The sequence below is a fragment of the Aliinostoc maniaoense genome (genome assembly GCF_058172895.1).
Genome location: NZ_CP187952.1, coordinates 3,701,872 through 3,721,164, shown reverse-complemented (window position 1 = coordinate 3,721,164; position 19,293 = coordinate 3,701,872). Strand labels below are relative to the sequence as shown.

The window sequence follows — 19,293 nt, the reverse complement described above, 5'->3', positions numbered from 1 at the left end:
AAAAGCCTCCAAATAGCATGGCTACGCACCAGCAAAATATTAAAGAAACACTTTTTTCTTCCCCTACACCCTTACACCCCTACACCCTTACACCCCTAAACCCCTACAACCTTACACCATTATTTATCTTCAAGTAATTGGTTAACCTGTTGCCCACGACGACCAGTTTTAATTTCATAACGACGGGTGAGGTTATCTTGATAGTTCATATCTCTAGCGGCGGCAGAGTTAACGAAAGCATCACAATTCTTTCCTTGAACTACTATCGAGGAACTGCTGCTACGTTCTTCGCTGCTGTTGGTGCGGGTATCTTTAGAGTTACTATTAGTTTGGTTGCCTTGGCTACTACCACTACCATTGACACCAATACCCAAGAAACTGACACCACCGCCACCGCCATTATTATGACTGCGAGAAGAACTAGAACGAGTGCTAGTAGACGTTGCTAAGGCAATTTTAGTATTGCTGGTGCGAGTGTTGTTACCTAATCCGACATCACTACACAAAGCGCGGGGGTCTTTGGCTAGCGTGTTAGGATCAACCCAAGATTGATGATCGCCTAAACCTTGAATTTCACTGTTACCAACTGAGTTATTACCAGGTGCAGGAGTGCTGGTTTTAACATTACCTGCTGCACTAGGAACAACATTCACTGGCTTAAAAATACCTGCGGGTTGAGTATCAAAAGGCCCTGCAAAAGCAGGAAGTGTGCTGGTTAATAATGCAGTAGCGGCGAGTAAAGAACTGGTTAAGTGTTGGAATTTCATGGTCATGTTCCTCAAGTTTCAGTGTTGATGTTTGTTTTGGGTTTCAACCCCTTCACTGACTCAATAGGTTGACCTTTGTTTGTTTATGCAATCCCTGATCGATTATACTCACCAAGCCCCCTTGGGGCAGGTGAGAGAAAAAAGGTGTGGGGAGTGTGGGGAGTGTGGGGAGTGTGGAGGGTAATTTTTTGGATACTTAGCTAGAAATCCCACACAAAATTTCGTTCACCCCCTTGGGGCAGGGTGTAGGGTGTAGTTGAAACCCCTACATTTATGTTTTTTTGCTTGTTTAAAATGCTTGAATGCTTTCTAATTTCAGTAGATTTAGTAAGCAAACCGCAGTTTGTTAACTCATTTGCTATAAATGCTTACTTATTTCAGTAGATTCAGCAAGCAAACCGCAGTTTGTTAACTCATTTGTTGTAAATGCTTACTTATTTCAGTAGATTCAGCAAGCAAACCGCAGTTTGTTAACTCATTTGTTGTAAATGTTTACTCATTTCAGTAGATTTAGCAAGCAAACCGGAGTTTATTAACTCATTTGTTGTAAATGCTTACTCATTTCAGTATGTGTAGGGTGTGTTAGGCGTAAGCAGTAACGCACCAAAAGCCTGGGTGGTAGGTGCGTTACTACGTATCTGTTCAAAATTCAAGTAGGAATCCTATAGTAAAGTAGTCCTAGGGCGATCGCCATTAAACTAAAATCAAGATGGTTTAATCAAGGCATGGGTAGGAAATTGAGCAATGGTCACAGAAACAATTACGTTGCAAATTCCACAAATACTCTATCAACGTTTGGTCAACACTGCCCACGCTCAACGTCGTCCCATTGAAGAGGTAATAGTTCATGCTTTACAGGTAGGAAGTCCACCAGCATGGGATGATGTACCAGAGGAATTTCAAGCTGACATCGCAGCTTTAGATAAACTAGATGACAATAGTTTGTGGCAAATTGTCCGTAGTTGCAAAACAGCAGAGCAAATGGAGCGATACGACTGGCTACTGGAGCGTAATTCTAGTGATAATATAACAGATGCAGAAAAATTAGAACTCATAAAACTGCGCCACGAAACTGACCGTTTTATGCTTTGTAAAGCCCAAGCTGTTGTTTTACTCCGTTGGCGAGGACATTGTGTGCCAAGTTTTGAAAATGATGTTCTAATCTATCAGGCGACTGCTGTAAATTATCAATAGAACTCTTACACGAATAATTGAACAGTCCTAATACATAATTTCAAGAGTTATTTTCCTGCGTTCTTCTTTGCATCTTTGCGCCTACTCTACGAGAACGCCTTGCGGCGAATGCGTGAGCTTTTAAAAAATCTTGTTAGCAACACCAAATTATTTATGTAAGAAGTCTAATATAAAACCCCTCTCCAATACAGAGAAGGGTTAGGTTAATTAAATTAACTTAGAAGAAACAACAAAACCTTTGTGGTGAAACAATTAAAACTCACCAGCTAAGGCGGAAACACAACGATCGCAAATCAAAGGATGCTCTTGTGATTCTCCTACAGTAGTAGAATAATTCCAACAGCGATCGCATTTTTCGCCTTCAGCTTTATCTAGGTAAACAACTACATTTGCAAAAGATAAATCGTTTCCATCCTGATCTTTAGGGGCAGACTCCAACAATTGAACTTGAGATACTAAAAACAGATAGCGTAACTCATCTACCCCATTACTTTGATCAAAAGAATGAGGGTTAAATGGTTGTAACTGTTTCCGCAATTCCAAATCAGAGAGATATAGGAAAACCTTAGCTTCTATAGAAGATCCAATTGCCTTTTCAGCCCGAAAATGTTCAATAGTTTTGTTGACTTCTGTCCGAATTTTCCGAATTTGTTGCCAAAATTCCCCTAAATCTGGATCATCCCATTCATCATCTAACTGCACCCAACCAGCTTGAAACACTGATTTATAGGCTGTTTTGTAGGGGAGATATTGCCAGATATCTTCAGCAGTGTGACATAAAACAGGTGCGATCGCTCGTGCTAAATTTTCTAAAGCAATGTGTATCACTGTCTGACAACTGCGACGACGGAAAGAATTTGGCGCACTGATGTATAATCTATCCTTGGCGATATCTAAATAGAAGTTAGATAAATCCACCACACAGAAATTCTGCACAGTTTGGAAGAACCGGAAGAATTGGAAACTTTCAAAAGCTTCCGTCACTTCTAGGAACACTTCCCGAATGCGGTGCAGCATATATTTATCAAGCTGCGGCAAATCTTCAAAAGCAACTGCATCTTTTTCGGGATCAAAATCGCTTAAGCTTCCCAGTAAGAACCTAGCTGTATTCCGAATCTTACCGCGAATATCATTTAGCTGCTTGAGGATATTTGTACCGATGGGAACATCTTTAGAATAATCTACCGATGAAACCCATAAACGTAGGATATCAGCTCCATAAGGCAGAAAATTCACGGATTTGCCATTGATTTTAATTGTACCCCCTTCAATGATCACATTGGGGTCAATGGCGTTACCTTCAGATTTACTCATTTTCCGCCCTTGTTCATCAAGGGTAAAGCCGTGAGTTAGCACAGTTTTGTAAGGTGCAATCCCATTCACCGCTACACTAGTCAGCAAACTCGACTGAAACCAACCGCGATGTTGGTCAGAACCTTCTAAATATATATCGGCGGGGTAGCGTAAGTCTGGACGTTGCTTAAGTACAGCCGCCCAGGATGAACCAGAATCAAACCAGACATCCATTGTGTCTGTACCTTTGCGGTAAGACTTGCCGTTATTACAATAAGCCTCTGGTAATAATTCCTCTACCGACAGTTCCCACCAAGCATCAGAACCCTTCTCGGCAATGATAGCTTGCACATGGTTGATAGTTTCCTCATTTAGCAGTGGTTCGCCAGTTTCCTGATCATAGAATACCGGAATTGGCACACCCCAAGAACGCTGACGAGAGATACACCAATCAGAACGTTCAGCCACCATTGGCGTGATACGATTTTCACCTTGGGCTGGTATCCATTTTACAGATGCGATCGCCTTTAATGCTTCCTCCCGAAATCCCGCCACCGAAGCAAACCACTGTTCAGTAGCCCGGAAAATCGTCGGCTTCTTCGTCCGCCAGTCGTAAGGATACTTGTGTGCGTAAGCCTCCTCCTTCAACAGCGAACCCGCAGCCGTCAAAGCATCAATCACCGCCTGATTCCCATCACCCAAGACATTCAACCCAGCAAACTCTCCCGCTTCCTCGGTAAAGTTGCCATTATCATCCACAGGCGCGAGAATTGGCAGACCATAACGCAAGCCCACAATGTAATCTTCTTGACCATGACCAGGCGCAGTATGCACCAACCCAGTACCCGAATCAGTAGTGATATAATCACCACCCACCACCACCGGACTTTCCCGGTCAAATAAAGGATGTCGATAAGTAGTATGCTCTAAATCTCTCCCCTTAAAAGTAGCCTTCACAGTCAACTCAGCCGAGATAGTAGTAGCCAACCGCTCCACCAACTCCGCCGCCACAATCAAATACTTAAATCCTCTCTGCGCCTCCGCGTCTCTGCGTGAAACCTCCACCAAAGAATAATTCAACTCGCCATTAACCGCCACCGCCAAATTCCCCGGAATAGTCCAAGGAGTAGTAGTCCAGACAGCCACACCCAAATCAGGCAAATACTCACCCAAAACAGACTTAACCGCCTCAGCCAAACCCGTCACAGGAAATGCCGCATAAATACTTCTGGAAGTATGACCTTCGGGATATTCCAACTCCGCCTCAGCCAAAGCCGTCTTAGAACTAGGACTCCAGTGAACCGGCTTCAAACCCCGATAGATGTACCCTTTCAAATACATCTGGCCGAACACCCCAATTTGCGCCGCCTCATATTCCGGCTTCAGCGTCAAATAAGGATTATCCCAGTCACCCCAAACACCATAGCGTTTAAAACTCTTGCGTTGGTCATCAACCGTAGCCAAAGCAAATTCCTTCGCCTTTTGCCGCAATTGCAGAGGTGTTAAATTTTGCCGTTCTGCCGACTTGAGATTTTGCAAAACCTTCAACTCAATTGGCAAACCATGACAGTCCCAACCAGGCACATAACGCACCTTCCGCCCTTGCAGCAGTTGGTAGCGATTAATAATATCTTTGAGAATCTTATTTAAGGCATGACCAATATGAAGTGAGCCGTTTGCGTAGGGAGGCCCATCGTGCAGTATAAATAATTCGCCTGGATTATTTTGCGACAGGCTCTCAAAAATTTGATTGTCTTCCCAGAACTTTTGAATCTCAGGCTCACGCTTGATTGCATTCGCCCGCATATCAAAACTAGTCTTGGGTAAATTTACAGTATCTTTGTAACTTCCGGTTTCTGTCACAGCTTCATGCCTAAGATTTATGTGTACAGGTTCTATCAATTATAGAAGATGGCAGGAAGTCCAAAATTCCTACTTTTACTTACTCCAGCACTGATAATTAAGTAATAGTAGTTTAGTAGGGATAAAACCAATACATTGACGCTATCACTGCTGATGGCGTAAACTCCGCCGTTAATATATTCTTGTTTTTCTAGTTGGGTGGCTTGCCAGGCAAAATACTCGTCTGGGGTGAGGTGAGGGACGTTGTCTTTGACTGCGCTCCTTTTTTTGGTGATGGTTATATTGTTGTTAACTGATTTCATACTCTATGCACAGACAATTAGAACCGGAAGTAATGGATAGCTGGGAAGAAGCTACCGAATATGATGCGATGGATTTTACTGAGGTAAATAATAGCTTTGTGCAGGAAGTCATTAGCCTCAGTCTACCAGCACAGGGATTAATGCTGGATGCTGGTACAGGTACAGGTAGGATTCCGGTTTTGATGTGTCAAAAGCTTCCCCAGTGGCAAATTATCGCTATTGACATGGCTCAAAGTATGTTAAAAATTGCTGCACACCATGTTGAGCAGGCTAGGTTGCAATCACAAATTTCCTTAGAATTGGTGGATGCCAAGAATCTGCCCTATGAGGATAATAGCTTTGATGTAGTGATTTCTAATAGCCTGGTGCATCATTTACCAAATCCGCTCCTGTTTTTTCAGGAATTGAAGCGTGTCCTGAAACCTCATGGTGCAGTGCTTATTAGAGATTTATTTCGTCCCCAGGATTTAGTGACAACGAATGCTTTAGTTGAAAATATTGGTCACGAATATGACGAGCATCAAAAGAAATTATTTCGTGATTCCCTGCTGGCAGCACTAACAATAGATGAAGTGAATGAATTAATTGTAGCAGCAGGTTTAGTAGGATTGCAGGTTGATCAATCAAGCGATCGCCATTGGACTGCTAAACGTAGTTGGAATTTCCCGGATAAAATCAACTAAAAGCTCTAGTTATTCTCATTTTGCTGGATTTTACTGGCTAATGAATTATGCTGTGTCTGATTTCTCAGCATCTATGCAGCTAAACTCCAGCTACTTTCACCAATTTAGTTGCCATAAGTTCATCTATTCATGGGTGTGTTTGTATTCCATACCCATTCAAACTCTGCTTTAGTAATACCAAATTCCTGTAAATCTTTTTTCTCTAAAGGTTTATCAGATAACATTCCATAATTATCTGCTAAATGCGTGTTGTCATAAAACAAGACGTTGCCATTTTCATAAACTTCTATCTGTCTTGTAGGACATAAATCATTACCTACCAATGTTAATTCGATAAAGTACGTGCTAGTACCCCAAGTATCAAAATCACCACCCAGAGATTCATCCCAGAACCACTTACAATACTTCTTTTCTTTGCTTGCTAGAGACATAATCTTTCTACTCCTATAAAGCTCTACTTGCACACTTATTCTATAAGAATATAATTCCTATATAGTTAAATAATTTGTCTTTGAGTTAAAAATATTCCCTCAGCCTTATGCCTTTGATCATACTAAGTGCTGGAGGATAATTGAAAATTTACTCGGATTTGGCTGTGTTTAAACTGAAGTACATCCAATCACATATTTTAACACAGTCATGCTAAATAATGGAATATAGAGTAGAGACGTTGCATGCAACGTCTCTACATCATTTATTTGGCGCAACTTCATAGAGAATTGGTATGAGTATAGTTAGATTTTATCGCACTGACGCACCCTAGCCAATTATTAATTTCGGATAATTTGTTTTCTGGTGTTCCCTTAACTGAACCTGTCAACTTAGGTTTTATCTATGGAGCGTAGTATTTCTCTAGTTTCCATTAAAATTATACCCAACAGATTTTTACCGCTACCATCAGCCCCACAACCCCAATAATAATCAATAGGTGAATTTTCAACTATGTCCTCATTACCTGTAGAAAGTAATATTTCTCTGATATCCAGATGAGTTTCAAATTTTTTCAACACGGCTTTTCGCATAATATCATCTTTAACATTTCCCCAATCAGCACGCAAAGGACGCTTTCTTTCTCGCCCCATTTTGGCAGCTTCTTTAGGAGTGTTCGCTAGACGAATTTGTTCTAAATGCAATGTACCTATAAATTTTTGTGCTTGAAAATAATGTTCACTTGTAGACCAATATAAATCATCTAATATAAATCCGTGGAGTGAAAAGTTAGAAAAACAACCGTATTCTTCGCGGGTAGTATAGAAATAAATAGTCATATACTTAACATAATATTTTATCTAGACTGGGCTTATTGTCAGATTGAGATGCTTTGGGTTCTACTGGTAAATAAATAATAAAGTTGCTACCTTGATTTGACTCTGATACTACTTCTATTTTTCCTTGATGCTTTTCAATTATTTGATAACAAATACTTAAGCCTAACCCTGTACCTTTACCTACAGGTTTAGTTGTAAAGAAAGGGTCAAATAACTTTTTGATAATCTCTGGTGGAATACCTGAACCATTATCTGCTATTTCAATTTTAATATAATTATTTTCTGTTTTATGTGTAGAAATTATAATTTGTTTATTGTTTTGTTGAGTATTTTCTAATAAAGCATCTATGGCATTATTAATGATATTCATAAATACTTGATTAAGTTGGGCTGGGTAACAATCAATGTGGGGTAAATCGCCATAATTTTGAATTACTTCAATGTCGGATTTAAGTCGATGATTGAGAATTAGTAGAGTATTGTTAATTCCTTCATGAATATCTACTTCTTTCATCTCAGCTTCATCTAAACGAGAAAAGTTACGCAAAGACAAGACAATTTCTCGAATGCGTTTCGCGCCTATTTTCATCGAAGATAATAGATTTAATAAATCTTGGCTAATAAAGTTGAGATCAATTTCTTCTATAGTTTCTGTAATAATATATTCTGGGTCGGGATAGTGTTGTTGATATAAATTAACTAGATGTATTAAATCTTTAATATAATTATCTGCACATTCAATATTGCCATAAATAAAGTTCACAGGATTATTAATTTCGTGAGCTATACCTGCAACCATCTGCCCCAAAGATGACATTTTTTCGGTTTGGATAAGTTGCCCTTGGGTTTCTTGCAATTCTTTTAATATTATTTGTAATTCTTGGGTACGTTCTTCTACTCGTTGTTCCAAAGTATGATGAGCTTCTTGAAGTTCTTGAGTACGTTCTTCTACCTTATATTCTAAAGTTTGGCGTGCTATTTCTAATGCTTCGGTGTAATCTCCCACCCATTCGACTAACTGATTTAAAGAATTTGCTAAAGTGCCAATTTCATCTTTACTAGTGACATTAGCCCTGAGTTGAAAATTTGATTCTTGGGTAATTTTTTGGGAAATCTTCGTTACGACTTGTATCGGATGAGCAATTAACTTACTAGTTAATACTGCAATTGTTCCAGCGATCGCAGTAGATAATATTAGACTAATAGTAATCAGATGTAATCTTAAATTCCTGGCATAATTAAAACTTTGATTGGCTTTCTGTCTTTGCTTTTGTGCATAGACAATCATTTCAATTAACTCATCTGAGTGTTGTTCAAACTTAACATCTATATTAGCACTATCTATAAATCTTAATAGTTTTTGTAAAGGTAAAGTATTTGATTCAGAATTTTCTATTTCATGCCATAGTTGTTTAATGTCATCATTATAAATTTTTATAGTTTCTCTATAATTTTTTACTAAATTTTCAAATTTTTGATAGCTTAATGCTAAATTATAAGGATGATAATTGATAAAATCTTCAATTTTCAATAATTGCCCATTGATTTGATTAATATCTGCTTGAAATCTATTTTTCTCAAATTCTAACCAAACAGAATCTTTCAAAACAGAGGCTAATCTTTGTGGATGAAGTCTGGCTCTTGATACATCATTTTCTAAATCTTTTAAAAGATATTGCTGTTGATAAGATAAATTTAACTGTTTATAGGCATTAATTTCATAGTAATAAGCAATTAATGAACCACTGGCTGTACCTATTAAAGTAGTGCTAATAACAATAGTATAACTATAACCAATTTTTTTGGTAATACTCCAGTTATGGGTAAAACTACCAAGCCAATTTAAAATATTGTTTTTTAATTCATGAGGGCGAAATTTGAGCATTAATTTAATACACAGCCTATTTTAGAAAACTATCTTGTCCAATTCTTTTATAGACTTCACGAATCATATCATAGTCAGCATCATTAGCTGTTAACATTTGACTGCCGACATACTTACGGTTTGCGGAAGATATTAGCATACTTTGAATGAGTTTATCTTGATGTTTAAGCATCTGCGATCGCAATGTTTCTATGAAGCTCGATGCTAATTGATTACTAGCAACAAATATATCACTAGGAAGTTCTGCACCTCTAAAAATAATTTTAAAATCCTGCGGTGATAAACCTTCAGATTCTAAAACATTTTGGTATCTATCAGAGGAAATATTCCAAGCATCTACTTCACCTGTTTTTAATGCTTTTCCTCCTTTGTTATCTAACATAATTACTTCAAAATCAGTTTTTGGATCTAATCCTGCTTCCATTAGTAAACCGATAGGTGCAATATGTCCAGAAGTAGAACCGATCTTACGCATAGCAATTTTTTTGCCATTTAATTGAGCTAATGTTTTAATATTGCTATCTCTACGCACCACAAAAATAGCATGGTAATTTTTACGTTTAACGCTAATTACAGGAATTGCTTTAGCTCTAGATTTTAAAATTAAATACTCTGAAGGCCCAGCAAAGGCAATATCTAAATTTCCTGATAGTAAGGCTGGTGCGGCGGCAGTGGGGTTTTCTACTGGAAATAATTCTATTTTAATACCTAATACTTCTGCTAAAACATTGCTGAATGCACCAAAATCTCTTGTTAAATCATCAATTCCAGTTACATCTGTTACCGCCAATTTTAAAGATTTTGGTACATTTGAGGATGAACTATTAATATTAGCATTTGTACTGGCTGTACATCCGGCAATAAATAATAATGAAGACTTAATTAAATGCCGTCGTCTCATGATTTAAATTTTATGCAACTATAATTGTTTTATTTAGACAACATAAATTCTAAGTCTGAATTATACTAAAAACTTCTGTGATACTACGGAAAATAGCTTTAGTAATGATTAGAAATATAGGTTAAGACAAGGTTATTGAAATCCCAGAATAATCATCTAGTTTCTTGAATGTGAATTAATCAATACTATAAAAATCAACAGGCAATTTCTAAGAAATTATCATAGAACTTACTATATGTTGTGATGAGTTTTACTCCCGTAAAGATTGAATACTTATATTGTGATTCGCGGAATATTCACAGCAAATTGTATCTTAAGTCACACATTATTCCCTGAGCTAGTAGCACAGAGTCCCGCTACTACTATAAATATGAGTAACTTTTTACTGATTTTCACAAGAAAATAGTCCTGTCATCGTGAGAGTAGGGGTAAAATAGACGTTATTTTCGTAGCTTCAAGATTACAATTATGGCAATGCCTTCTACACTGCAAAGTGCATTTACTAACCGCCGTGTTCTGAAAGTGATTAGCGGTTTGAACAACTTTGACGCTGATCATGTCGCAGCCGTTGTCAAAGCAGCTGAACTTGGTGGTGCAACTTTTGTAGATATTGCAGCTGATCCTGTTTTAGTACAGCTAGCCAAAAAATTAATTAACTTACCTGTTTGCGTTTCTGCCGTAGAACCAGAAAAATTTGTTTCAGCCGTCGCTGCGGGGGCAGATTTAATTGAAATCGGTAACTTTGATAGTTTTTACGCCCAAGGACGCAGATTTGAAGCCGAGGAAGTATTAGCACTCACACATCAAACCCGTGCTGTATTACCAGAAATTACCCTATCTGTCACTGTTCCCCATATCCTAGAACTAGACCAACAAGTACAACTAGCTGAAGAATTAGTGAAAGCTGGTGCAGATATTATCCAAACCGAAGGCGGTACTAGCAGCCAGCCATCTCACTCTGGAAGCTTGGGATTAATTGAAAAAGCTGCTCCCACCTTAGCCGCAGCTTATGAAATTTCTCGTGCTGTATCTGTACCAGTATTGTGCGCGTCTGGTATCTCTAACGTTACCGCACCATTAGCGATCGCATCTGGTGCGGCTGGTGTTGGTGTCGGTTCTGCTATCAATCAACTCAACAGCGAAGTCGCCATGATTGCTGCTGTACGCGGTTTAGTCGAAGCTTTGGCTAATACTAGATTAACTGTTGACTGTTAACTGTTGACTTTTGACTTTTGACTCAGGAGTGGTGAGTAAATTAACTTCTCCACTCCCCAATGCCCCATGCCCCATGCCCCATGCCCCATGCCCCATGCCCTAAGACATAATATCTTTCAAAGCATAAATTACTTTGTCTTGCTGCTGGGTTGTCAGTTCAGGAAACATGGGTAAAGATAACACCTCATGACAAATTTGCTCTGTGACTGGTAATTGTCCTGGCTGATAACCAAGATGTTGATAGGCTGGTTGTAAGTGTAAAGGATAGGGATAGTAAACCATTGAACCTACTCCTTTCTCTTGCAGTTGGTTGCGTACTGCGTCGCGGTGTGTAGCTGTAGTTTGGTTTTGTCCCTCACCTAACACGCGGATAGTATATTGATTCCACACACTCACACCACCTTCTAAGGCTTGAGGTGCAATAATACCAGGAATTTGACTGAGAAATTGTTGATAATAGGTTGCGATCGCCTGACGTTGTTGATTCCATTTATCCAGATAACGCAGTTTAATCTGCAATATTACCGCTTGTATAGCATCTAAGCGACTATTTACGCCAATTTCCTCATATTGATAGCGATTTTTTTGCCCATGCTCTTTAATAATCCTTACCTTAGCCGCCAACTCTGGATCATTGGTGGTAACTGCTCCGCCATCACCGCAAGCCCCTAAGTTTTTGGTAGGGTAGAAACTAAAGCAACCAAAATGTCCTATACTACCGACTTTTTTACCATCCCACATTGCGCCTGTAGATTGGGCGCAATCTTCAATCACAGCTATATTATGAGATTGTGCGATCGCCATTAATTCTGTCATATCCACAGGCTGTCCAAATAAATGCACTGGGATAATCGCTTTAGTTTGGGGTGTAATCGCTGCTGCAACTTCCTGTAAATTTAGATTAAATGTTGTCGCATCTATATCTACAAAAACTGGCTTTGCACCAACAGCAATGATGACTTCTACTGTAGCGACAAATGTAAAAGGTGTGGTAATGACTTCATCACCTGCGCCAATCTCTAAGGCGCGTAGTGCTAAATATAACGCATCAGTACCAGAGTTACAGGCGACACAATCACTTACACCATGATAGCTAGCAAACTGCTGTTCAAAACCTTGCACTGAAGGGCCGCCAATATAGCGGCCAGAAGCTAAAACCTCGACAACAGCCGCACTAACTTCGGCTTCTAGGGCAGTGTATTGTTGCTTGATATCAAAAGCAGGTACAGAATTTATGCTCTGGATCATAAGTTTTCATTTTAGTCTGAAGATACAAAGAATACATCTCGACTGTCAATTCTTGCTAATAGAATTTCTTCTTAAAAAGCTTGTCAAGACTGTCGCCTGAGATACGTATTAATCAAGAGTTATTACCGGAATAATTCTATGGGTAAAACGTGCAACAGTGGTAAATTGTGAGTGCCTGTTTGTAAACTGACTATTTTGGGCATGGGGCATTGGGCATTGGGCATTGGGTATTGGGGATTGGGGATTGGGGACTGGGGACTGGGGACTGGGGACTGGGGACTGGGGACTGGGGATTGTATCTTTCTCTCCCTACACCCCTACACCCCTACACCCCTATACCCCTACACCCCTACACCCTTACCCCTTACACCCCTACACCCCTACACCCCTATACCCCTATACCCCTAAGAAAAAACCCATGCAAGATTTAATCAAGTTAGATTTGGTAGATTTAGCGATCGCTGTAGGATTGATGGCGATCGCTGTTGGGATATCTGCTTGGGAAAGATTGGGACTAGAGTTAAATTTAGCGATCGCTACAGGTAGAACTATCCTACAATTAGCTGTTTTGGGATATATTTTAGACTTCATCTTTGCTTTGGGCAATCCTTGGGCGGTTTTGGTGATTTTAGTGGTAATGCTGACGATTACGGCGATTGTCGCACGAAATCGCATCAGTCAAAAGATTCCTGGTGTATTACCGTTGGTTTGGGGTGCAATTTTTGTGAGTACCCTGATGACACTGGTTTACACCAACTTCTTAATCATTCAACCAGATAAGTGGTACGAACCGCGTTATATTATTCCCCTGGCGGGGATTATGTTAGGAAATGGGATGAATGCAGCTGCGATCGCTGGGGAACGTCTAGTTAATAGTATGAATACCTTTCCCAACGAAATTGAAACCCATTTAAGTTTAGGTGCTACTCCCCAACAAGCCACCAACCAATACCGCAAAGAAGCCATCCGCGCCGCTTTACTACCGACAATCAACCAGATGATTTTGGTAGGGATGGTAGCAATCCCCGGAATCACCACCGGACAGTTATTAGCTGGTATTACACCACTAGAGGCTGTATCCTATGAAATTTTGATTATTTTTATGGTGGCTTTCGCCAATTTACTCACCACAGTTTTAATTACTAAAGGATTATGTCGTCAGTTCTTTAATTCTGCCGCACAGTTGGTAAGGTGAGGGATTGGGGACTGGGTATTTTTAAACGCAGAGGTACGCAAAGTTGAGCGCAGAGGCACGCGGAGATTTTCTGAAGATGAGTCGCTATATCCCAAAATAATGCGGGGATATTCTATCGGGAATTGGTGTCAGTACCTCGCCTCACACTAAAATGGGAAGTGACGTGAAGTTCTCTATTAACTAAAGTGTCTGACTCATTGCCATTGCGTGATCGCTATCTCGCCCTGATTGATGAAATTGTCCAACTCACCCTCCAAGGGAAAATTAGCTCTGTGGAGATGGTGTATCAAATGCTGCAAAAAAATATCTTGGCAGGTACGGGAGAAATCTTTGAGTTAGGTTTGAGCGATCGCCTCAATACTATCCAAACTCAGGTAGATAGCGAACCAGATGAAGCGAAAAAAGCCAAGGCTAACCGGAGTTTACGGGCAATTAAGACAATTCAAACCCAATGGCAAAGATATAGAGAACAAAATAAAGCCACGGAAGCGATCGCCTCTGCATCTCAACAAATTACTACAGCCGCCACAGATGAACGTCTAGCCACATTTTTACGTCTCATTGATCCCAACCTCAAAGAACCACTTAATACAGCCCAACTACAGCAACTATCCAAATCATTGCAACAATTTGCCCAGTTTAGTGAAGATGTAGGGCAGATATCCCAAGGAATTACCCGTGGATTAGGAGCTTGGCAAAGGTTACAAGAACATTTAGTTAGCTGGATGTATGAGCAGAATCAAGCTTTGGGTTTTGGTGGTGTACCGGGAGAAACTGGCCCTTGGGCTACTTGGGCGAAAAAAGTTAATAGTGAGTTACCGCAAACATTATTACGCACCTTAGCGGTAGAACAATCTGCCATTCCTTTTGCTCAACAACACAGCACTATTAGCTTGAGTGATTGGGTAGAAATAGCCTTAATTTTGCAGTATTTACAACGGGGTTTAGTAAGTTGGTTTGACCAACAACCATACAACATTCAAGCCGGTTCAAAACTGTCGATTTCTACTTTTTTAACCTTTGCCGTCATTTGGAGTCAGTTGGCAAGCGGTTTCCAAAGTCAGACAGTGTACAGTAATGGCGCATCACAAATCATGCTCCAAATTTTACGCACCTTCGCTCAACGTTCCTATTTTCCCCTATATGGTGGGATTTTCGCTTCCTTTTCTGGTAGTTATTTACGCGACGCTCTAGATTATTTAGATGAACCCTTACGCAAAGTAGAGCGAACCCAGGAAAAAGCGCGAATTTTAACACTATTAGGATATTCTCAGCGTGGTTTAGGTCAATATCAGCGTTCTATACAGTTTCACGAGCAAGCATTAGAAATTGCCAGAAACGCAGGCGATCGCCCCTGTGAAATTGCCAACCTCAATCACCTCAGCCGGACTTACGTACAAGAGCAGAATTATTCTGAGGCTATTAATAATAGCCAAAGAGCCTTAATGTTAAGTAGACAAGCAGGCGACAGAACAGGAGAAGCCAACGCTCTAGTGAACTTAGGTTACAGCGAAGTCATGCAAGCGCAACAACTGGAACAAGCCGAACCAGAAACCTATGAAATGGCAATTAACTATCTAGAACAAGGATTAAAGTTATCAGAAAAATTAGGCGATATTCAAAGTAAAGCCCTATGTCTAAGTAGTTTAGGCATAGCATATTTAGTCATTCAAGAACCACAAAATGCCATTAAATATCTAGAAGAAGGTTTTAAAACAGCCCAAATTTCCGGTGATTTATATCTCCAAGGCAGGAATTTAGCTAATCTAGCCGAAGCTTATTATCAACTACAAAATTTTGAAAAAGCCGTTTACACTGGTTCTCTAGGAATGTATCTCCTAGAGCAAATAGCCTCAAACGAATGGCGACAACCAGCAAGATTATTAATAATCTTACAAGGACAAATAGGTGTAGATAATTTCCAAAACTTATTACAACAACACCGCCCCAAAATCATAGCCATCATCGGCATAGACGGGTATGATTACATTCCCAAATTACTCATAAAATACCAAGAAGACATTGACTTAACATCTTAATAAATTCCCAAAAGCCATAAACACCTTAATTCTAGGGTGTTGACTTTGTAGCTTTTCAGGGGTGCAAAATTCATACACAATCCTTTCCTTTCCGAGTTGAGTAAAACTTGCACTAAGAAAAGCCATTTTTCGCGTTTTTTAGTATTACTCATCACTCATCACTCATTACTTATTACTCATTACTCATTACTCATTACTTATTACTCATTACTCATTACTTATTACTCATTTAACTTCGTTCACCAGTCAACAGCCTGCCTTAATGCCCCATGCCCATATATGGTATAAAATTTCTAGAAAACATTGGTGACTGGGATGATAGGTCAAATTCTCGGTGGACGCTACCAAATTACAGCACAACTTGGTCAAGGTGGATTTGGCATTACCTACACAGCTATTGACACAGGAAGACCAGGGAATCCTCAGTGTATCGTCAAGCAATTTAAACCGATGTCTACTGACCCATATACTTTGACAAATGCCAAAAGATTGTTTGACACCGAAGCCGAAAAACTCGAAAAGTTAGGAAAACATGACCAAATTCCCCGGCTTTTGGCATTCTTTGAAGAAAAACAACAATTTTATATAGTACAAGAATATATAGAAGGTCACGATTTAACTCAAGAATTAATCTCAGGTCAAAAACTCAGTGAACCGATCGTAATTCAACTTTTACAAGATATTTTAGAAGTCTTAACTTTTGTTCATCAACAGAATTTAATTCATCGGGATCTCAAACCCTCAAATATTCGCCGCAGAAAATCTGATGGCAAAATTGTTTTAATTGATTTTGGTGCAGTTAAAGAAGTTACCACTCAGTTTGTTAATGCTCAAGGAAAAACAAGTATAACTGTTGCTGTTGGTACTCTTGGTTATATACCCAGTGAACAAACCAATGGTAAACCTACTTTCCAGAGTGATATTTATGCAGTAGGAATTATCGCCATCGAAGCTTTAACAGGAATAAATCCCTACCCTAGAGGTTTTGCGATAGATTCACAAACTGGGGAAATTGTCTGGCGCAATCATGCTCAAGTTAGTTCTAAACTAGCAAATATAATTGATAAAATGGTGCGCTATGACTACCGTCAGCGTTATCAATCAGCTAATGAAGTATTGCAGGCTATAAAAGTTTTATCTCGTAAATTTTCACCGAAAAAATTATGGTTTGCTGTGAGTTTATTAGTATTAATTACACCTGTAATTTTCTGGATTTTCTCTCAATTTAATAAACCAAAACCTATATTTACAACTTATGATAGTATAAATTCTGGTATTAAAATTAAATATCCTTCAGACGACTGGCAACCAATTAAACCTCCTGGTGGAGATTTTGAGGATGAGGTGATTAGATTTGTCCCGAAAAATCAGACTCAGCAAAATAAATGTATTTTAGAAGTTGTGATCAATAGTCATGAACTACCTGGAAAATTGTTATCTCTGGAAGAATTTAAAAACGATGCGTTAAAACAAATTCAAAGAAATAATCCTAATCAACAAGTTACAGATGCTTCTCAACTATCAACAACACTATCAAAATTTCCGGCTTATAAATTAAATTATACTCGCCAAGATGGGGAATGTAAGCTGCAAGCAATGGAAATCGGTACACTCAGAAATGGTAAGGCTTACTTTATCACTTATACAGCAGAAGAGAAAGAATATAACAAGTATTTAGATGTTGTAGAGGAAATGATTAATTCATTTGAAATTAAAGCAGAATGAATTATTATTGGGTGAACGCAAGCAGGTAGCAGGTAGGTTGGGTTAAGCGCAGCACAACCCAACATAAATCTCGAAAACTCAACATAAATATTGGTGTTGGGTTTCCTTACGTCAACCCAACCTACTTCTACTTCTCTGCGGAAAAGATGATTCAGTCATTTAAAATAACAGAAAATGACAAAAAAACTTAACTTTATTTTACTTATTACTTATTACTTCTTTACTTCTTAACCCACAGCAAAATCCGTAAATTGTCTTTTATAAGGTGAATGAAATCCTATGACAATATCTTGTTTGGGAACACCCATCGCCACTAATTCTTCCGTAATATTTATCTCAGTTCCATTCCATTGAATCCAAATTTTTTCATTTTTGATATCAATGTGTATTGAACAACCATAAACACGACGTTTATTTTCCCAACCTACATAAACAATTTGATAATGGTCACGCACAGTATCAAATATTTGTTCTACTTCTACATCACCATAAGAAAGTTTATAACTACCATATTTTGTCAAAAGTTGTTGAATCAGAAGTGTTGAACGTTAAGAAAAAGCTGATAAAAATAGCCCAAAATTTGGTAATATTTGGGCGAATAGTTAAAATATTTTAGTTTGATAATGATTATAAAATCATTTCCCAGGATTGTCAAAGATATCCTGAGTGATCTGCCAAAAAAAGATTATCCAGTATTGAACAGCCGTCTGTTCTTTGAGTGTTGGCTATCTTATGTATTGGATAATAGCCTCACAAGTATGCGAGATTTATTTAAGAGACTGAATAATACAGGTTTTGAAGTAGATATTTCTACTTTTTCCAAAGCTAACTTGCATCGAAGTCAAAAACCATTCCAAGAAATCTATAAAAAATTGAATGAGTTAGTACAAAGTAAAACGCACAAAAAATTGCACGATATGCTATTTGTCCAATTGATTCGACAATTATTACGTTGACAAGTAAGTTGCTATGGGTGCTAGGTCATCACCAAGTAAAACTTTTTAGTTCGCTGAACTTAGCGACAGGAACGCCATCAGATAACCTGATAAACTTTGGGCATAAACATGATTATAAATTCGGTTCAAGAATGATATCGAATTTGCCAACAGATGCTGTAGGCGTAATGGATAGAGGTTTTGCTGGATTGAAATTTATCAAAGAATTAGTTCAGGAGAAAAAATATTTTGTTCTGCGAATAAAGAATAATTGGAAGCTAGAATTTGAAGAATCAACCGGCTTAGTTAAAGTTGGTGCATCTGATGATGCTCAAGCCTATAGGGTCGTTAGCTTTTGTGATTTAGAAACGAAAACTGAGTTTCGTTTAGTCACTAATTTACCTGGCTCAGGAGAAGCCGCAGTCAGTGATGATGAAATCAGAGATATTTATCGATTGCGTTGGGGAGTGGAATTGTTATGGAAGTTTTTAAAAATGCACTTAAAACTCGACAAATTAATTACCAAAAACGTCAATGGCATCACGATACAAATCTATGTGAGTTTGATCGCTTATCTCATTTTACAGCTTTCATGTATTCCTGAACAATGGGGAAACACACTATTAGATAAAATTCGCTATATTCAGTCTTGTATGTGTCAGAAAATTAGCTATGTTCATTGGTTTGAGGAGATGATGTCATGTTGACAATTTCACGCTTTGTAGACTTAGTATAATCAACTATGTAAAGTTTTGTATCAACATTCAACGTTTCTGGTAT

General features: G+C 38.7%; 16 protein-coding genes and 1 pseudogene. 7 read left to right on the top strand and 10 right to left on the bottom strand.

The annotated features are described in order from the left end of the window. Window positions 1-119: 119 nt before the first annotated feature. Entirely contained in the window at window positions 120-767 is a 648-nt protein-coding gene (locus ACPZ3T_RS16255; protein WP_490270515.1) for a hypothetical protein, read from the bottom strand. Between the two features lie 744 nt (window positions 768-1,511). On the opposite strand from ACPZ3T_RS16255, the gene ACPZ3T_RS16250 reads away from it, so the two are divergent. Continuing rightward, the gene (locus tag ACPZ3T_RS16250) at window positions 1,512-1,961 is read left to right on the top strand and encodes a hypothetical protein (protein ID WP_490270514.1); all 450 of its coding nucleotides are present in this window, start codon (window positions 1,512-1,514) and stop codon (window positions 1,959-1,961) included. 252 nt (window positions 1,962-2,213) lie between these two features. Here the strand turns inward: ACPZ3T_RS16250 and ileS are convergent, their stop codons facing one another. Next, window positions 2,214-5,117: an isoleucine--tRNA ligase gene (ileS, locus tag ACPZ3T_RS16245; RefSeq protein ID WP_490270513.1), complete on the bottom strand. Its 2,904-nt coding sequence runs from the start codon at window positions 5,115-5,117 to the stop codon at window positions 2,214-2,216. 35 nt (window positions 5,118-5,152) lie between these two features. Then, a complete protein-coding gene (locus ACPZ3T_RS16240; RefSeq protein ID WP_490270512.1) occupies window positions 5,153-5,419 on the bottom strand; it encodes a hypothetical protein in 267 nt (88 codons plus the stop codon). 5 nt (window positions 5,420-5,424) lie between these two features. Between ACPZ3T_RS16240 and ACPZ3T_RS16235 the strand changes: the two genes are divergently transcribed. Then, window positions 5,425-6,102, top strand: a complete 678-nt coding sequence (locus ACPZ3T_RS16235) for a class I SAM-dependent methyltransferase (RefSeq protein ID WP_490270511.1) — start codon at window positions 5,425-5,427, stop codon at window positions 6,100-6,102. Between the two features lie 119 nt (window positions 6,103-6,221). On the opposite strand, the gene ACPZ3T_RS16230 is transcribed toward ACPZ3T_RS16235, so the two are convergent. The 4 genes from ACPZ3T_RS16230 to phnD form a co-directional block, all read right to left on the bottom strand. Next, window positions 6,222-6,533, bottom strand: a complete 312-nt coding sequence (locus tag ACPZ3T_RS16230) for a hypothetical protein (protein WP_490270510.1) — start codon at window positions 6,531-6,533, stop codon at window positions 6,222-6,224. 390 nt (window positions 6,534-6,923) lie between these two features. Beyond that, window positions 6,924-7,370 (bottom strand): riboflavin biosynthesis intermediates N-glycosidase, encoded by a 447-nt coding sequence (ybiA, locus tag ACPZ3T_RS16225; RefSeq protein WP_490270509.1) that lies wholly within the window; start codon window positions 7,368-7,370, stop codon window positions 6,924-6,926. A gap of 4 nt (window positions 7,371-7,374) precedes the next feature. Then, window positions 7,375-9,255: a sensor histidine kinase gene (locus ACPZ3T_RS16220; protein ID WP_490270508.1), complete on the bottom strand. Its 1,881-nt coding sequence runs from the start codon at window positions 9,253-9,255 to the stop codon at window positions 7,375-7,377. A 16-nt stretch (window positions 9,256-9,271) separates the two neighbouring features. Further along, the gene (phnD, locus tag ACPZ3T_RS16215) at window positions 9,272-10,156 is read right to left on the bottom strand and encodes a phosphate/phosphite/phosphonate ABC transporter substrate-binding protein (RefSeq protein ID WP_490270507.1); all 885 of its coding nucleotides are present in this window, start codon (window positions 10,154-10,156) and stop codon (window positions 9,272-9,274) included. Between the two features lie 468 nt (window positions 10,157-10,624). Here phnD and ACPZ3T_RS16210 point away from each other — a divergent pair, with 468 nt between their 5' ends. Next, window positions 10,625-11,371 (top strand): DUF561 domain-containing protein, encoded by a 747-nt coding sequence (locus tag ACPZ3T_RS16210; RefSeq protein ID WP_490270506.1) that lies wholly within the window; start codon window positions 10,625-10,627, stop codon window positions 11,369-11,371. A 99-nt stretch (window positions 11,372-11,470) separates the two neighbouring features. Here ACPZ3T_RS16210 and ACPZ3T_RS16205 read toward each other — a convergent pair whose 3' ends face one another. After that, window positions 11,471-12,619 carry a DegT/DnrJ/EryC1/StrS family aminotransferase gene (locus ACPZ3T_RS16205; RefSeq protein ID WP_490270505.1) on the bottom strand — a complete coding sequence of 383 codons (1,149 nt, stop codon included), beginning with the start codon at window positions 12,617-12,619 and terminating at the stop codon, window positions 11,471-11,473. Between the two features lie 418 nt (window positions 12,620-13,037). Here ACPZ3T_RS16205 and ACPZ3T_RS16200 point away from each other — a divergent pair, with 418 nt between their 5' ends. Further along, complete coding sequence (locus tag ACPZ3T_RS16200) at window positions 13,038-13,814, top strand: ABC transporter permease (RefSeq protein ID WP_490277243.1); 777 nt, start codon at window positions 13,038-13,040, stop codon at window positions 13,812-13,814. A gap of 185 nt (window positions 13,815-13,999) precedes the next feature. Next, complete coding sequence (locus ACPZ3T_RS16195; RefSeq protein ID WP_490270504.1) at window positions 14,000-15,853, top strand: tetratricopeptide repeat protein; 1,854 nt, start codon at window positions 14,000-14,002, stop codon at window positions 15,851-15,853. On the opposite strand, the gene ACPZ3T_RS16190 is transcribed toward ACPZ3T_RS16195, so the two are convergent. Further along, the gene (locus tag ACPZ3T_RS16190) at window positions 15,850-16,005 is read right to left on the bottom strand and encodes a hypothetical protein (RefSeq protein ID WP_490270503.1); all 156 of its coding nucleotides are present in this window, start codon (window positions 16,003-16,005) and stop codon (window positions 15,850-15,852) included. The two genes, ACPZ3T_RS16195 and ACPZ3T_RS16190, sit on opposite strands and share 4 nt — an antisense overlap. A gap of 163 nt (window positions 16,006-16,168) precedes the next feature. On the opposite strand from ACPZ3T_RS16190, the gene ACPZ3T_RS16185 reads away from it, so the two are divergent. Next, window positions 16,169-17,578 carry a protein kinase domain-containing protein gene (locus tag ACPZ3T_RS16185; protein WP_490270502.1) on the top strand — a complete coding sequence of 470 codons (1,410 nt, stop codon included), beginning with the start codon at window positions 16,169-16,171 and terminating at the stop codon, window positions 17,576-17,578. A 227-nt stretch (window positions 17,579-17,805) separates the two neighbouring features. On the opposite strand, the gene ACPZ3T_RS16180 is transcribed toward ACPZ3T_RS16185, so the two are convergent. Then, entirely contained in the window at window positions 17,806-18,099 is a 294-nt protein-coding gene (locus tag ACPZ3T_RS16180; RefSeq protein WP_490270501.1) for a XisI protein, read from the bottom strand. 102 nt (window positions 18,100-18,201) lie between these two features. Between ACPZ3T_RS16180 and ACPZ3T_RS16175 the strand changes: the two are divergent. Beyond that, window positions 18,202-19,220: pseudogene (locus ACPZ3T_RS16175) on the top strand (IS4 family transposase). The last annotated feature ends 73 nt before the right edge of the window (window positions 19,221-19,293 follow it).

Excerpts from the sequence above, each read along its gene's own strand:
- ACPZ3T_RS16255 (WP_490270515.1), bottom strand. The coding sequence starts at position 767 with ATGAAATTCCAACACTTAACCAGTTCTTTACTCGCCGCTACTGCATTA.
- ACPZ3T_RS16250 (WP_490270514.1), top strand. The coding sequence starts at position 1,512 with ATGGTCACAGAAACAATTACGTTGCAAATTCCACAAATACTCTATCAA.
- ACPZ3T_RS16240 (WP_490270512.1), bottom strand. The coding sequence starts at position 5,419 with ATGAAATCAGTTAACAACAATATAACCATCACCAAAAAAAGGAGCGCA.
- ACPZ3T_RS16235 (WP_490270511.1), top strand. The coding sequence starts at position 5,425 with ATGCACAGACAATTAGAACCGGAAGTAATGGATAGCTGGGAAGAAGCT.
- ACPZ3T_RS16230 (WP_490270510.1), bottom strand. The coding sequence starts at position 6,533 with ATGTCTCTAGCAAGCAAAGAAAAGAAGTATTGTAAGTGGTTCTGGGAT.
- ybiA (WP_490270509.1), bottom strand. The coding sequence starts at position 7,370 with ATGACTATTTATTTCTATACTACCCGCGAAGAATACGGTTGTTTTTCT.
- ACPZ3T_RS16220 (WP_490270508.1), bottom strand. The coding sequence starts at position 9,255 with ATGCTCAAATTTCGCCCTCATGAATTAAAAAACAATATTTTAAATTGG.
- phnD (WP_490270507.1), bottom strand. The coding sequence starts at position 10,156 with ATGAGACGACGGCATTTAATTAAGTCTTCATTATTATTTATTGCCGGA.
- ACPZ3T_RS16210 (WP_490270506.1), top strand. The coding sequence starts at position 10,625 with ATGGCAATGCCTTCTACACTGCAAAGTGCATTTACTAACCGCCGTGTT.
- ACPZ3T_RS16205 (WP_490270505.1), bottom strand. The coding sequence starts at position 12,619 with ATGATCCAGAGCATAAATTCTGTACCTGCTTTTGATATCAAGCAACAA.
- ACPZ3T_RS16200 (WP_490277243.1), top strand. The coding sequence starts at position 13,038 with ATGCAAGATTTAATCAAGTTAGATTTGGTAGATTTAGCGATCGCTGTA.
- ACPZ3T_RS16190 (WP_490270503.1), bottom strand. The coding sequence starts at position 16,005 with ATGAGTAATACTAAAAAACGCGAAAAATGGCTTTTCTTAGTGCAAGTT.
- ACPZ3T_RS16185 (WP_490270502.1), top strand. The coding sequence starts at position 16,169 with ATGATAGGTCAAATTCTCGGTGGACGCTACCAAATTACAGCACAACTT.